This window comes from Lysinibacillus sp. VIII_CA (genome assembly GCF_049943995.1).
GTDB lineage: Bacteria > Bacillota > Bacilli > Bacillales_A > Planococcaceae > Lysinibacillus > Lysinibacillus pinottii.
The window spans coordinates 1-14,700 of sequence record NZ_JBNFXM010000003.1 but is presented as its reverse complement, the minus strand read 5'-3'; the positions used below and the strand labels follow the sequence as shown (position 1 = coordinate 14,700).

Below are 14,700 nucleotides of genomic sequence, written 5' to 3'. Positions count from 1 at the left end.
ATAAAGAAAAACCCCGAATTTCTCGGGGCTTACCTCATTTCATATCCTGTGGATACATGTTTTTATAAAGTAATTCTAATTTTTTGGAAAGCTTCCCATAAGCTGATTGCCAGGCCTTACGAGCCGCCTCGTCGCCATCCTCTTTGTATAATGCATGGACATCGGCAACCTTCTTCAAATCAGTTTCGGCTTGCGTAAGCTTCGAATAGTTTTTGATGATCTTTTTATCACTAGCGCTCAATGCATCATATGCCGTACGAATTTCTTTTACTTTACCCTCTAGATCAACTATATACTCACCATTGACGAGGAGAGAATTGATTGATTCAATTAATGTCAAAGCATTTTCATTCGTTTGTTGTTGACCTTGTTGCTTTTCGCTAATTAATTTTTGGATATCTGAATGAATAAGGCTCACTTGCTTAGACGTAAGCTTTTCAAAAGCCTTGATAACAGTACTTGGGTTAGCGCTAAACGATTTATCATAGGTCTTCATAAAGGACTCTACTTTTTTCACATCTGCGATGGCCGCTTTTAAAATATCATAATTGGTAATTAGCTTTTTATCACTTGAGCTTAAGCTACTGTATTGCTTAGAAAGTGTATTAATTTTATCTATTGACACTAAATATTGATCATTGGCAACAATCATAGCTATTTCATCATTCAATTGCTTTATATTTGGTGCATTTTCATCAATAATTTGATTCTTTAACAATGCTTCGTATTGCTCTTTTGCTAAATGCTGTTGATTAGCAGGTAATTTAGCATACGCTTTTTGCACAGACTCTATTTTTTTAGCTTGTTTAGCTGCATCTGTTTCTTCTTTAGCGGCTTGAATTTTTTTATAGAAAGATTTGACACCTGTAATATCCTTCTGAGCACCTGTTAGTAAATAGTTATTGGTTACATATTTTCTTGCACCAGATGACAGCTTTTTATAGGACTGCGCCGCCGTATCAACAGCTTTTTCTAATTGATTGAATGTAAATTTAGTGACATCCGCAAATTTGGCGATATCAGCTTTCAATGCCTCTGCCGCAGCTTTATCAGCAGGTACTTTCCCATCCACTGAAACTTTTGGCGTATTTAGTAAAAACTCTTCAGCATTATAGACAAGCGATTGCTGTAAAGACGTCAGTTTATTATAAGCTTTTAATGTATTCGTATAGCTTGAATTCAATTTACTTTCAGTTACACCCGTTACGCCAGAAAGCTTTTGATAAGCATCCATATCTTTTATGACTTTTTCAGCCGTTTTTAAATCCTTTTGTAAAGTAATAAGACTGTCATATCCCTCTATTTGTGCTGCTGATGCTTTTGTTAAGCTCTTATATTCTTTTACCATACGAGCCACATTATTGACATGACTTTGCCAAGAACTAGCAGATGGGTTTATTGGATAAATATCATCCCCAATATAGCTATCTATATCATTGTTTAATGTGGCAATTTGACTTTCTTCCGCACTCTCTGCTGTCGCTAAAAGCTGTCCGTACTTGTCTGGCACCAATTTTAATTGCTTATACGTTAATTTTTCATAGTTGGAACGAATAGACTTGGCAACCGTGACCTGCTTGTTCGGCGTATTATTGGATGATAATTTATCAAATGATTTAATAAATTGCTCCACTTTTTTAATATCTGCTTTAGCCTCATTAAGAATCGTTAGGTTTTGAATAGCGCCACGATAATTTTGGGATAATTTGGCGATATCTGCCTCAATCGTATTCACGACACCTTGCAAGGAATCCTTATCAGAAGGGACATATTGGGCAATACCATTTGTGTAGGTTAATAAATTAACGATGGCCAGATTAAGTCTTCTGACTTCTTTAATTTCCTCAAGATCATTTGGCTCATTTAAAAGGTTCTTAATGCTCGTATATAAAGCATCATTGACATCTAAGCTACGCTGTAATAAATCGAACTTATCGTATGCCGCTTCAATCTCCTTAATGTAGGTAGGCAAATCTTTGTCGTTAATTCCACCCACCTTGTCCACTTTTTCATTTAACTTATTGATAAGGTCCACATCTGCAAGTGCTCGTTTGAGGACAGCATAATTCGACACATTCCCTTTAGCTGGCTCTGATAAAGCCTGATACTTACTTTCTAATGCCTTAATTTTTTCTTCGAAAGACTTTATATCAGTAACATTGTATTTGTTATCATTCACTAATAGATTCTTAATATCATTTGTTAATGTATCTGTTGGTTCTTTTGATATAGAAATCACTTCAGAACGTGGAGATTCCACAAAAGAAGTGCCTACCTGAGCTTTGACTTTAACAATAATATCTTTGATGCCCTTTTCTATCGCATCTTTCGGTATGGTATAGGTGCTACCTGAAGCTCCCTCAATAATAGTAAAGGAATTTTCACCCTCACCTAGCTGATAAAACCATTGATAACTATATGTAATTTGACCACTTGTTAATGTCGCTCCTGCCTTATCCGTAACAGTAATACCTGCTACTTTCACCGTTTCGCCAGGTGCAACAAAATCTGAAGTTGAAAAACCCTCTAACGTTGGCGTTGTAATAGCAAGATTCAACGCATTAATGGTTCTTGGTTCACTTTGATATTTTTTTCCCTCAGTTGTAGTGGCTTCCACAAAAATAGTTTTACCCGCTGCTTCTACTGGCACCTTTAGCGAAGCAGAAGTAGCTCCTGCAATCGGTTTATTCGTGGACGTTTTTGAACCGTCTTCACTAGCCACCTTTTCTAGATAATACCATTGGTAGGCATTAACTATAGCATTATTGGGTAATTGATGAACCGTTAATGTTTCATTGACAATATTCTGCCCCGTGACCGTCACCGTTTCCTCTGCACTTGCAACAGCCGGTACAATAAGCGCTACGGGTAGTGCTGCTGCTGTTAAAAATAATTTTTTATTCAAATTAGTTGACCTCCTCAATCCTTCTATTGAATTATATCGGCCACATCTCCCTGATTTCCTTTATTCAGGGGAAAGAATTCAAAAAAGTGTATATTCTCCTGTATTCTTATCTCTACAATAACAATATTTTGATATTAGTTTATACTCAAAAAACAAAAGCCTTCTAATCCACATTCATAAAAAAACATGAAGAGATTAAAAGGTGAAAATTGTATTGGATATATGCCTTCTGTTCATCTACTTATCCTCGAATCATATAAGTAGGGCGGTTCAGCGTACTATACGCATAAGGATACGGCTGTTGAGTTTCACTTACGCATATACGAATCATCATCCCTTCTCCTACCTTACTGTTTAATGTGAATTTCCCATTAAAAGCCTGAACCCTCTCTTGCATACCTTGAATGCCCATTGATTCGGCCAGCATAATGTCATCTAAATTACACCCTACCCCATCATCACTATACAAAACTTCAAAGCCTTCTTCCGTGCTTAATAAATAGATGGTAACGGTATTGGCATAGGAATGTTTTAACGCATTGTTTAATAATTCTTGAAACAGTCGATAAATCATTAAATTTAAACGCTCATCCTCTAAGTAAAGTCGATCTATAGTATATAACAATACAAAATTAGCCCGTTTTTGAATTTTTTGAATCAGCTTCTCAAGTGCAGCATTTAAGCCCAATGTATCTAACAAAGGGGGCTTTAAATTTTCACAGTATCCTCGTAAATCATTCAGAGAGGTAATCATATGCTCGTGGAGCTTCCTCAGTTTAATGGGTATATTTTCTGAATCCTTCATGTGCATCAGGACATCCATTTCTCTGGCAATATGAAGCTGCTCCTGTAATATCGTATCATGAAGCTCTTGGGCTAACTGATACTTCTCCTCCTCAAAACGGAGCCAAAGTAATTTATTGAGCCAGGGCAGCTGACGATTATCTGCCTCTTTCATATGCTTTAACTGATCTAAGAGGTCCTCGACCATTTTAGTATTTTCAATAAAGTTATTTAAATATAACAGCAACAATTCCAGCCATAGCAATTCCTCATCCTTCAGATAAATAGATTTATTATGATCCACCACAAGGATTCTTTTATAATTTGCATCTTGATGAATAAAGGCTATATAGAAATGATCTGTCTTTTTAATATCCCCTAAAACTAATCGCTCAAGTAAAACCTCATCAATTTGATGTTGATTGTATTCCTTGGATTTGTTCGTTAATGTAACTTGGTGTGTTTGAAAATCATACGTGAGAACATAAACGCTCTCCATCTCAAGCTGGAGCACAACTTCCTGGACAAACTTCTCCAATAAATCCTCGATCTTCACAACTCTGCCTATACTATCGACGGTCGTATATAAGCGATGGATATAGTCACCTTTCGTAGAAAACAAAATCTTTCGCTTACGATAATCAACCCGCTCCTTAATGTAAAACAACGCCATTAAGGAGAGAAACGTAAAAAAGAATAGCTCCGTCATACGTGTAATCGATAAATCCGTCAATAAATACAAACCACCCAAAAGCCAAATGGTAAAAGCAAATGAGAAATTAAAGTAATAGCGTATTCTCGATATAAAGTACTCCATATCAAATATACGTTCTGTAAGTTGTGTGAACAAGAAGCTTAAAGGAATGAGCATGAGAAATAAAGAACATATATCAGCTTCTAATAATTGTTTATGAAATAGTATTTCAGGTAGTGCATAAAGAAATAAAAACGGCAAAAATGGAATGATAATACTACTTAACAATATTTTTAACTGGGGCGTTTTATATTTGATGTATCCTAGTATTATTATTCCTAGAATCACCAGCAATAAAAAGAAAAAAAGGCTTAAAATAATGAACGAATTTTCAAAATGAGTAGAGGGATACAGATTGCTAAAGACACTTAATACCACACCTGCAATGGGAATCGTATAAAACAAATTAATTTTTTTAGTAAACAACCATTTTAAATCCATAAACTCAAAATATATTTTTAAAAAGTGTAATAGTATAACTAAACAAAGTAGCATACTGCTTCGATTGATTATTATTCCTAAAAGATTTAACCTAGCAGATGCTCCACTACTAACATAAGCTAAGGAAACCGTTAAGATAAAAAGAATCAATAAATTTAAGAGAATTGTATTTTTTTGTTTATAATACAAATATAAAGTGATAAATAACGTAAGAAGGAAATAACAAAAAGGAACTATTAAAACATAAAAAAATTGTTCAGGTATATCATATAACTTAATATTTAGGTTTATAACAGCCCCATTATCTTTCATTATTGTCAATTCTCTAGCGGCACGAATTACAGGTTCGTACTTTAAATCACGGAGACTATCAATCTGTTTTCCATCAACTTCTAAAATAATATCGCCTTTTTTTATTTTATGTTTTTCAGCCCATTCTTTATAATATGGCTCTATTAAAATCCATTGTCCATTCTCGTTTTGAACATCCATACTTAAAATAGGCTTGCTGTATGTAACATTTAGTAAATAAAGCCCAATTACCAAATATGTACTTACAGCAAGCCAAAACCATTTTTTATAATTAAAATTTAATACCAAATTGTACTTTCTAAACATACATCTTCATCAAACGAATCCAAAATTGCCTTTTGTTCCAGTTCTGTTACACCAACAAGAGAAGCTTTCTTTTCTTTTAACAATGTTACCAACGACGGATTTTGCTCTAAATATTGAACCATGTTAATCATAAAATCGCTCCATTTCATTAGTTTTTTATAGTTACTATTATTATCCAATAAAACCTCTACACAAAGGAATTATTAACCATATTTGTAACTATAAATTGATTATACCATCATTCACCTACAATTCAACATAATTTTCTAAAAAATACAATAATATAATAGAATATGTAATGAATTTGCTTAGTTCTCCATAGTTTGACATAGAAAAAGCTTGCTCCTAATGCTAGGAACAAGCTTCTTCATTTTATACTTTTTCAATCCGTATTAACCTTCTTGTAGCCACCTGTTTAATTGGGAAGAGACCAATATAGCATGCTGCGGGTTCATATCGCCAACATCCACAACAAAAACCTGACAAGCTTCTTTCTCTAACGCCATTAAAAAGACCATTCCGCCACCATCATCCCCTATGGCAACATAGCCTTTTGCATATTCACTCACTTCCCAAGTCTCATTTCTTTCCATTATTTCCTCGGTACCATATATTAAAACACCATTCGTAAGTGCAAAACCATTGGCCTCTTTCAGTACATTTTTATATTCTTGTGGAAGATGAATAGCCATCGTCTGTTCTATTAGCAGAATATCATGCTCACTTGCTGGAGGATTGCCAGTAACAATATTATGTAAAGGAGACATTTTGTCACCTCCTCTTTGAAGATTCTTCAATTCTTTACCAAACAAAACTCATAAAAAGCTTCGATTAAATCATCAATCTCTTGTTTTTTTACAATTGCGTTCAACCAATCAGCTGGAATTCCCTCCATTTGATAGCACATACCCGCTAAAGCACCCGTTATTGCCGCTATAGTATCCGTATCTTCTCCTAAATTGACTGCCTTTAAAATAGCTTCTTTGAAGGTAGCTGCATGACCAACACTCCATATGGCTGCCTCAAGTGAGTGGACAATATAACCACTTGAATAAATTTCGTCTTCAGAGATACGTAAAAAGTTCTCATCAAAGATTCTACTGTAGGCATTTAACTCTGTATGCAATTCACGCTGTAAATTATTTAGCAGCAAGTTATATACCTCATTTAATGCAAGCTCCAGTGAATTATTTCGATATAAACTTAATAATAACTCAATATAAATGATAGACCCTACTATTGAACGTGGATGACCATGCGTGATCATGGTATATTCCTGGACCAACGCTTTTCTTTTGTTAAAATCACCTTCATTCATCAATACAAACACTAAAGGTGCAATCCTCATCAGCGTTCCGTTGCCATTATCAAACTCGCCCGTTTTTCCACATTGCTCAGGCACAACTCCCTTTTTATAGCTTGACACAGCTTCAGCAGTCGTGATGCCAATATCAAACATTTCCCCAAAAGGTGTCAAATAGCCTTGCTCCATATATCGTACAAACTTATCCATTAAGCTTCCTGTATCGCCTTTTTCAATCATGTTTTCGACTAAACATAGCGTTAAAGAAGTATCATCTGACCATGTTCCTGGTGGTTGATTGTAAGTTCCATACCCTATCACATCTTCTACATGGAAAGTCCCCCGCTTCTTAAACTCGACAGGTACGCCCATCAAATCACCAACTATCCCACCATATAAAGTGGCAAACAATCGCTCTTTCATCTTTGCATCTACCATAGGATTACATGTCCCCCTTCTCTACCTAACATACTATAAAGTAGACTATAATTGCAGATGCGAATTTCCCCCACCTTCTGTCCTAACTTGATAGTAATGCCTCCGTTCTTGATATTTTTTCTTCAATTCTTCCCAATCTATGACTATCGCCGCAAAATAATATCCATTCTATTTCGGCAGATGTTTGATTAGGTCTTTAAGCAAATACTTGCTCTATTACCTTATACACAACTTCTATTCGACTTAATTCATGTGCTAAATAAATTCCTTTATTCCTTTCTAACTCTAGTCTTTTGTCATAATTCTACAGTAACTACTCCTTTTACGCTGGTCGCTTCTACCAAAATATCGTATTGGTATCAATGTGTGTCATATTCCTCCATGCGTCTGTCGGTATCACCACTAAATTTTCTAAGCCTGTTTGTATATCATACGCTACATCACAGCTTACAAATTCTACTTGGCTTGCTTGTATTCCTATCATCTCTAGTATTTCTCTGAAATGTGAGTAATTCTTTGGCCTTGTCTCAATCCTTAGGGTATATAAGTGACCTTCTGTTTCTCTAAAGTTTTTAAAATACATATGAATGTATACGTCGTCACTTTTCCGCATGTGTAGCTCATAGCTATATGTTCCACTATAAATCTTCATTTTCACTTGATATTTCTGCACTCCGACCATATAAACACGTAAAAATGCTGAATCTGGTACATCCTTATAATCTATAATGAACTTATCTATCGAAACCTCTATTTCCATCGCATTTTCTTCCCCTTGTATGCTAATACTTGTATAAAATTTAACACTTAGTACACTAATTAAATAAGCGAGCTTTTCAATTTACGTATTTAAATATGAAAAAGCACTTGTCGCCTGTTATAGACAATCAAGTGCTTTAAGTTTATATATTTCTATCAATGGTATAGGGAAATTAAAAAATCTGATAGAGTATCACTGACCTTATTAAAATCATCTAATTCTACACTTTCATCATAACAATATACCGCTGGATTGTCCCCATCATTTAGATTAAAAAACCAGAACATATATCCTTGGTTCATCATAAATATAAACTGATTATCTGTGAGTATTTTTATGGAGTTATTTTCCTCCAAAAGCTCAATAGCCCACTCTTTTAAATCAAAAATATACTTCATGGAATAATCCGTACCAACTAAAAATTTAATTCCATCACCAGCTTTATTCATAAAATCCAAATAAGTTTTAGGAAGTGTTCGAGTTGGAGATAATTTTACTAATTTTAATATATCATCCTTACTGCAGGGTTTCATTGGATAAGAGTCGTTCTCTAAGGATGCCAAGAAATCCTCTATATTACTACTTTTATTAAAGCTCATACTAAATCTCCTCCATATTCTACTCATCTAATATTTGTACTCTCGTAATATTAATGTTTGGAAAATCCTTTGAAATTGACCAATAATACATTACAACTTTGACAAATCGCCTTGTGAGAAATGACCTCAATATTATTATGATAGCAGTGTACTTTTCCCTAAGATGCTCAATTATTTTCTGCTCTATAAACATGAGGCTTTTATCGAAGTGTGGAAAAGAGAATGAGAGGGTATTTTCTGAGAGATTGATTGAGGAAAATAAAAAATGTATTATACTATTTTCAATGTAAGAAGATATAAGGTGTGAACATCATGCTCTCTAATACAATTTTAGTTTTGTGAATAATTCATAAATTAATCTAAATGATTACCTCCCTCCAAATTACTATATTTCCTATTAAAACACTAGGTTTACTCTTTCTATTTCTCCTGTAGTTGAATTTTTCCACACTTCAAATTTTAATCTATTTGATGTGCCTTGTATTACCTATTGCCCACCTCTGTTAAATATTCAGTACCGTTATCCATTGCCTCTTGACCATATTTATACATTTGTTCATCAGTAAACACATTTCATCGTAGCTGTCTTTTTATGAGTTGCTGCTTTGAATTCATTTGTAAATACGCTACGTTCTTGTTTTGCTATCTTATAGTTCACATCGTTTACACCCGGAATAGAAGGATGTGGCTCCTTTTTCTCTACATTATAGCGTTTCTTGAATTGCATCTAATGCTTTAACAATCGATGGCTATTTATATGTTCACTAGCAATATTATTATTAACTAACTCTCCATTTTCATCGTAAATCCACATTGGTCCTTGAAAGTAAAGTTTCATCGCGCTTATTCTTGCCTTTATTACATTAGTATTAAAATAGCACTCCTTGATATATTTTTTACTTGTAGTAATGAGGTTGGAAAATTAACACTATTCATTTTCACTAGTATCCCTCCTATTTCTGTCGCTTTAATCGATAAATTGCATCTGATTGAAGCGTTATTTTGCACTCCAAATACGTCTTTTCTAATAATTCAAGTACTTCAAGCTATGAGTTGTATTTTAAATTTAAGTCTATTTTAGTTGGAATGGAGATTATGATTGAAGAAAGAAGAGAACGTAAATACAATAAACGCTTAATTTACTTTTAATGTAAAAAAAGTAATATTAAGATTATAACTATTAAATTCGATTTTAGTTAAGGTTTTAAAAAAAATCTATAAGGTGGAGGGCTCAAAATGTTTCATAATTCCAAGAGGTATATGGGAATATTTTTTGTTGTACTATTATTTTCAATTTTAACAGTATCTACTGCAAATGCTGAAGAAAATAAGGATACCAATGTTGAAGAACAAAATCAGTCAGTGGTTTCGTCTGAATCGAATTTTGTATTGAATGATTATATGAAAATTGGATATTTTTTAGAGGCGTCAGACTTCAATATTACGTCGGAAAGAGAAGTTTTTGATATTAATGGAATAAACATAGCAAAATATTATGGTATAGAAAGTTTAAGTGGTCAAGATATTTCGCTATTATTTCCAATTCAAAAGAAAATTCAACCGTTCTTTTAGGTAGAGAAGGTAATAGAGATGTCTTTAAATTAGGGGATGACAATTACTACTATTTTGGTGGTTTTAGTATAGTTAGTGCTGATGATACAAATCAAATTATAGACTATATTAAATCGGAAGATGAATATCTATCCACAGATGAAATTATACATGATTTAGACATTCAATTGATGAATCCTAAAGCTTCTATGGGTGATGGTTACGGTTCGAAATTATTGTCATCTCCTATATTTTCTCAATATGATAAAGATGTTAAATCAAGTTACCAAACTTCTGCATGTGGTCCTACTACTATAGCCGTTATTTTACAATACTGGCATGATTCAAAAGGTAAATCAAAATTACAAGTTTGGAACAGTGGATATTCAACTAAAGGGGCATTTATTAATAGCATGTATGCTAATCGTGGAGGCACTTTCTATGGTATGAGTGTAAATGGGATGCGTTCAGGTCTAGAAAATGAAGCGATTGCAAGAGGATATGCAGCTACAACAAGTAGTTTTAATAATTTTTTCTCATATAAGACTGAAATAGATAATAATAGACCTGTTGCAGTAAAGTTTGATAAATGGTTTTCTAAATGGGAGCCTAATGCAAGTTATGAATATGATTATCACTGGACACCTGGACTTGGATATATCTACGCTTCAACAGGTACAATGTTAAGAGTTCAATCGTTAGGTACTAATAGTACTGTAACTGATATAAACTATAACGTTCACTCTGGAATTATAACAATGGTAAGTTTTTCAATTAATAATTAATTGTATTATTATAAAATTTCTTTATTGTTAAATTGGTAGGTAAAGACACTAAAATCGAATTTTTATAGTTTGACAAATTGTAATTATTAATAAATATAGTCTTGATATGGGGGAAGGAGAGGAAAATGAAAAAAAAGATAATTATCTTTAATCTATTATTTTGTATAGTAGTTATTTTTGTTAGTTACAATTATTTTAATTCTAAATCTCGAAACGCTATAGTATACAGCTATGTGGAAAACTATATGGAAACTAACTATGGCATTGGTAGAGAAGATTTAAAATCTGAAGAAAACAATTACCGAAGAGGAATGGCGTTGTTTGAAATAGAAGTAAAAGATGTAGTAACTAAAGATTATTACTTTTTTGAAGTGAAAATTAGAGATGACTATTCATTAATTTCTATAAAAGATCTTTCTGAGCTTAATCGTAAAAATCATCATAAAAATCAAGATGATTAAAGCTAGATGACGGTGCAAAAAGTGTATATTTCAAATTTTTAAATATACACACGAAAAAGAGGCTGGGACATAACAAGCTTCAATAAATGATAAATCCTAATTTGAATGAATTCAAATTAGTGTTTATCTATTTTTTATGTTGTCTCCATACCTACTGGCTGTGACCTTTCTTAAATTCACGGCCAGTAATGCGAGGCCCATTTCTTTTTCTACCCTTGATTTTCCTCGTACAGAAAATCGAGTGAACCCAAATTAGCCTTCAAGAATCCAAAAGCTGGTTCCACGTCAATTTTGCTGACGATAAATGGTACTCGTTTTTTCTTCTGAAATAAATTCCAAACAAAAGTAGCCGAAGTAAAGGATTCGGCGATGGCTTGTTTTTCCCAATTGTTCCCGTATCCGTTAGGTGTTACAGTACTTACTACGGCTTTGTTTGCACCGGGTATTCCTAGAAAGTAGATATTAGAGAAACTTAATATTCGTCATGACACTCAAATAAAAACATGGACACGTTGGTATAAGAAGGCACCGCATTGTTTATTACCTCAACTAATTCTAATTTTTCCTTACTATACTATAAATTTTTATTAACATCCTTAGATTTCTTTTTAAATCTTTCGATGTCTAATAAAACTTGTTTTGTATTTTCAGAACCTATTTCCTCTTTAGTAGGTATTGATTCGAGTTCATTTATCATACTCATTAACTCAGCTTTAATTCTTCACGAAGATAAATTCTTTCAATACTCAAAAGTGCAATTCTTAAATAAATAACTAATTTCTCAACCTTACTTTTCACTATCCCCCTATAGTATTCTTCAAGAAGTTTTTCAGTTACTTGTGAAATAGGTAAACCTTCATTTAAAAATTCATCAAAATCTTCTATGACATATTGATTAAGCTCTTCATAACTACTCAACATTGATTTTATACATTCCCTTCTAATCTTTAAATTCTTCCGAGTATACATTTAATTTGATATTCGGATATTCTTTTCTAAACTGCAAAATTATATCTGTACAACTTCCACAAGCAGGTAACTCCGTAAATAAATCAATTGTTCCCTTTACAGTCCTATCATCGCCTAATTGCCTTGATATATCTTCAAGGATTTTACGTTCAGTATCATGAGCTTTTAAGAACGCAATTGGCGCATCTGTTTCTCCTGTATGGTTAACTGACTTAGCTGGAAATTTACCTTCACCAATGACATATGAAAAACCACCTTCATATTCTTTATGAATTCTACTATGCGCTTTAAATTCTGACTTAAGTCCAGAAATATTAACATCTGCTACCCAACGTTACCATATTTCTTATATTTTGATGGTAAATTATCACGGATAACCTGGGTCCTTTCTTGATATTTATCTACTTTTTGCGCATATGAAAGATTACCCGTCCCCTTATTCGCTTCATCAGGCTTGTTATTCGAGCCATTTTGTGATGGTTGGGTCTAGATGGTTTCGGACTTGAAGTTGTTGTGTTTCTTCCACTGTTCCAACTCCAATTGCTGAGGTGATCGTAGCTGCTGACGCAGTTGCTTTTTGACTTTTTCTTTTACACTGCCTAAGAGACCTTTATTCGCATTTTACTGATGCTCTTAAATGGTAATTTTTTAAATTTACGTATTTAAACATGCAAAAAAAGCACTTGTCGCCTGTTATAGACAATCAAGTGCTTTAAGTTTATAAATTTTCTAAGTTTATAAATTTTCTAAGTTTATTAATATTTGCAAGTTTTATAAGTTATTTTAGTATTGACATTATGACATCTTTTTTACCACATGGCAAGTGTAACGTTTAAACCCTTTAGCTTGTTTAATCTCGTGTGTTGTTGCTTGTGACATCCATAAGTGGTCCTTGTAAGTAAAATGTCATCTCGCCTATTCTCGCTCTTATTGCTTTATTGTTAAAATAGCACTCCTTGATGGTCTAGCCTTCATGGGTTATTAATTCAAATTCAAGGATATCTTTAACTGTACACAATTAAAAAACTATTTATATCCTTGTCGCCAAGAGCTTTGTCATTATCGTTTATTTAGTCACTATTCCATACAAAACTACCTCCTGCATATAAAATGTCATCTCGCCTAATTCTCACACTTTTCTTCCTAGACCAATGTTTACATAGAACTCCTTGATAGCCCAGCCTTCATGAGTTTTCGAATCAAATATCAGATTACTTTTTAACCACAAACTTCTTTGGGTTAAGAAAAAACCTTGAAAGGCATTTAGCCAATCAAGGTGTTTGCTTGGAAACCAAGATTAATCTCTCTTGATACAAAATATCATTATTTGTACCTCAAATTTAATCCATGTACTCCTCAGCAATTTGTATACTTTAAAATGGATCTTTAATTACTATCTTCCCTAGATCAAAGATATCAAGACTTTAAACATTGTAAGTTTGGATTTTACGGTATTCCACACTAGTGACAGACTATTTAAATTTTTCCAAACTATAATACGGATTAGAGATATTCTCGCCTACTTCATCTATTGTTTCCTGTATTTCATCTAGGATTGATTTATCTATATCCTTATACTGTTCCAGTGATTCTTTTATTTTATTAAAGCAAATTTCTAGACCGAGATTTACTACAATAGAAAGAATAATATCTACTTCATCATAGGAATCTGTATTCCATAATCTAGAGAGAGTTCTATCAATATCATTTCGTATATCACTTCTTAATAACTCGTATGTCATAACTTGCCTGTCTGTTAGTTGACTAAGGATTAATAAAAAACCATCTTTTTCTATTTTATTATTTCTAAATTGATCTAATGCATTTTGAAACATTGATATTAGTGTTCCATTTGGTATTCTATCAGGTAGATTCTCAATTTCATTTATATCCATATTTTATTTCCCTTCTATTGGAATATGAACCTCATTTAAAGATTGATTTTTTGTCCATGTTCCGTCTGATTTTAGCTGTTTATTTCCGATTTTTATCTGTGCAGTCCATCTTGAACCTGATGCTGATCCTGGATATTTGCTTGCCGCTATAGGATCTGGAGAATGCCACCGAATAATAGCCTTTTGTCCATCGGCAAGAGTAAATTCATATTTTGCTCCATCAGTAATAGTATCGGTTGGTTTAAATGAATTTGGAATATTCGAAGGAATCATTGATTCCAAATTTGACATACTAATTTCTCCATTTTTTAGTTGATTTTGAGCAGTATGTCTGGCCTGATCTCTGGTCTGATTCCCGATATTACCCGTACCCTTATCCTCAGTAGGCTTTTTATTCGAGCCATTTTGTGATGGTTGGGTATTAGACGGCTTCGGACT

12 protein-coding genes and 3 pseudogenes are annotated in these 14,700 nt (G+C 33.2%); 3 read left to right on the top strand and 12 right to left on the bottom strand.

Going from position 1 to position 14,700, the window contains the following annotated elements; all coding sequences use genetic code 11:
* Nucleotides 1–34: 34 nt before the first annotated feature.
* The 7 genes from ACP3VS_RS05465 to ACP3VS_RS05435 form a co-directional block, all read right to left on the bottom strand.
* Nucleotides 35–2,905, bottom strand: a complete 2,871-nt coding sequence (locus tag ACP3VS_RS05465; RefSeq protein WP_012295111.1) for a hypothetical protein — start codon at nucleotides 2,903–2,905, stop codon at nucleotides 35–37.
* Nucleotides 2,906–3,146: 241 nt separating this feature from the next.
* On the bottom strand, nucleotides 3,147–5,501 hold the full coding sequence (locus ACP3VS_RS05460) for an ATP-binding protein (protein WP_051890862.1): 2,355 nt from the start codon (nucleotides 5,499–5,501) through the stop codon (nucleotides 3,147–3,149).
* Nucleotides 5,474–5,632 (bottom strand): competence pheromone ComX, encoded by a 159-nt coding sequence (gene comX / locus ACP3VS_RS05455; protein WP_031417376.1) that lies wholly within the window; start codon nucleotides 5,630–5,632, stop codon nucleotides 5,474–5,476. Before comX ends, ACP3VS_RS05460 begins: the two co-directional genes overlap by 28 nt.
* Before the next feature lie 261 nt (nucleotides 5,633–5,893).
* Complete coding sequence (locus tag ACP3VS_RS05450; protein ID WP_012295114.1) at nucleotides 5,894–6,268, bottom strand: SMI1/KNR4 family protein; 375 nt, start codon at nucleotides 6,266–6,268, stop codon at nucleotides 5,894–5,896.
* A gap of 26 nt (nucleotides 6,269–6,294) precedes the next feature.
* Nucleotides 6,295–7,242, bottom strand: a complete 948-nt coding sequence (locus tag ACP3VS_RS05445) for an ADP-ribosylglycohydrolase family protein (protein ID WP_426388446.1) — start codon at nucleotides 7,240–7,242, stop codon at nucleotides 6,295–6,297.
* Nucleotides 7,243–7,579: 337 nt separating this feature from the next.
* Nucleotides 7,580–8,002: a hypothetical protein gene (locus ACP3VS_RS05440; RefSeq protein ID WP_426388445.1), complete on the bottom strand. Its 423-nt coding sequence runs from the start codon at nucleotides 8,000–8,002 to the stop codon at nucleotides 7,580–7,582.
* Nucleotides 8,003–8,157: 155 nt separating this feature from the next.
* On the bottom strand, nucleotides 8,158–8,601 hold the full coding sequence (locus ACP3VS_RS05435; RefSeq protein WP_426388444.1) for an SMI1/KNR4 family protein: 444 nt from the start codon (nucleotides 8,599–8,601) through the stop codon (nucleotides 8,158–8,160).
* Nucleotides 8,602–9,837: 1,236 nt separating this feature from the next.
* Between ACP3VS_RS05435 and ACP3VS_RS05430 the strand changes: the two genes are divergently transcribed.
* From ACP3VS_RS05430 to ACP3VS_RS05420, 3 genes are all read left to right on the top strand, one after another.
* Entirely contained in the window at nucleotides 9,838–10,173 is a 336-nt protein-coding gene (locus tag ACP3VS_RS05430; RefSeq protein ID WP_426388443.1) for a hypothetical protein, read from the top strand.
* A gap of 170 nt (nucleotides 10,174–10,343) precedes the next feature.
* A complete protein-coding gene (locus ACP3VS_RS05425) occupies nucleotides 10,344–10,937 on the top strand; it encodes a C39 family peptidase (RefSeq protein ID WP_426388442.1) in 594 nt (197 codons plus the stop codon).
* A 125-nt stretch (nucleotides 10,938–11,062) separates the two neighbouring features.
* Nucleotides 11,063–11,398 (top strand): histidine kinase, encoded by a 336-nt coding sequence (locus ACP3VS_RS05420; protein WP_206700958.1) that lies wholly within the window; start codon nucleotides 11,063–11,065, stop codon nucleotides 11,396–11,398.
* Between the two features lie 123 nt (nucleotides 11,399–11,521).
* Here the strand turns inward: ACP3VS_RS05420 and ACP3VS_RS05415 are convergent.
* From ACP3VS_RS05415 to ACP3VS_RS05395, 5 genes and pseudogenes are all read right to left on the bottom strand, one after another.
* Nucleotides 11,522–11,728: pseudogene (locus ACP3VS_RS05415) on the bottom strand (transposase); the annotation flags it as partial.
* Nucleotides 11,729–12,100: 372 nt separating this feature from the next.
* Nucleotides 12,101–12,319, bottom strand: a complete 219-nt coding sequence (locus ACP3VS_RS05410) for a hypothetical protein (protein WP_426388440.1) — start codon at nucleotides 12,317–12,319, stop codon at nucleotides 12,101–12,103.
* Between the two features lie 19 nt (nucleotides 12,320–12,338).
* Nucleotides 12,339–12,683, bottom strand: a pseudogene (locus ACP3VS_RS05405) (deaminase domain-containing protein); the annotation flags it as partial.
* Nucleotides 12,684–13,839: 1,156 nt separating this feature from the next.
* Entirely contained in the window at nucleotides 13,840–14,262 is a 423-nt protein-coding gene (locus ACP3VS_RS05400) for a hypothetical protein (RefSeq protein ID WP_426388439.1), read from the bottom strand.
* A 3-nt stretch (nucleotides 14,263–14,265) separates the two neighbouring features.
* A pseudogene (locus ACP3VS_RS05395) lies at nucleotides 14,266–14,700 on the bottom strand (T7SS effector LXG polymorphic toxin); the annotation flags it as partial.

Excerpts from the sequence above, each read along its gene's own strand:
- ACP3VS_RS05430 (WP_426388443.1), top strand. The coding sequence starts at position 9,838 with ATGTTTCATAATTCCAAGAGGTATATGGGAATATTTTTTGTTGTACTA.
- ACP3VS_RS05445 (WP_426388446.1), bottom strand. The coding sequence starts at position 7,242 with ATGGTAGATGCAAAGATGAAAGAGCGATTGTTTGCCACTTTATATGGT.
- ACP3VS_RS05435 (WP_426388444.1), bottom strand. The coding sequence starts at position 8,601 with ATGAGCTTTAATAAAAGTAGTAATATAGAGGATTTCTTGGCATCCTTA.
- ACP3VS_RS05410 (WP_426388440.1), bottom strand. The coding sequence starts at position 12,319 with ATGTTGAGTAGTTATGAAGAGCTTAATCAATATGTCATAGAAGATTTT.
- ACP3VS_RS05425 (WP_426388442.1), top strand. The coding sequence starts at position 10,344 with ATGAATCCTAAAGCTTCTATGGGTGATGGTTACGGTTCGAAATTATTG.
- ACP3VS_RS05440 (WP_426388445.1), bottom strand. The coding sequence starts at position 8,002 with ATGGAAATAGAGGTTTCGATAGATAAGTTCATTATAGATTATAAGGAT.
- comX (WP_031417376.1), bottom strand. The coding sequence starts at position 5,632 with ATGATTAACATGGTTCAATATTTAGAGCAAAATCCGTCGTTGGTAACA.
- ACP3VS_RS05450 (WP_012295114.1), bottom strand. The coding sequence starts at position 6,268 with ATGTCTCCTTTACATAATATTGTTACTGGCAATCCTCCAGCAAGTGAG.
- ACP3VS_RS05400 (WP_426388439.1), bottom strand. The coding sequence starts at position 14,262 with ATGGATATAAATGAAATTGAGAATCTACCTGATAGAATACCAAATGGA.
- ACP3VS_RS05460 (WP_051890862.1), bottom strand. The coding sequence starts at position 5,501 with ATGTTTAGAAAGTACAATTTGGTATTAAATTTTAATTATAAAAAATGG.
- ACP3VS_RS05420 (WP_206700958.1), top strand. The coding sequence starts at position 11,063 with ATGAAAAAAAAGATAATTATCTTTAATCTATTATTTTGTATAGTAGTT.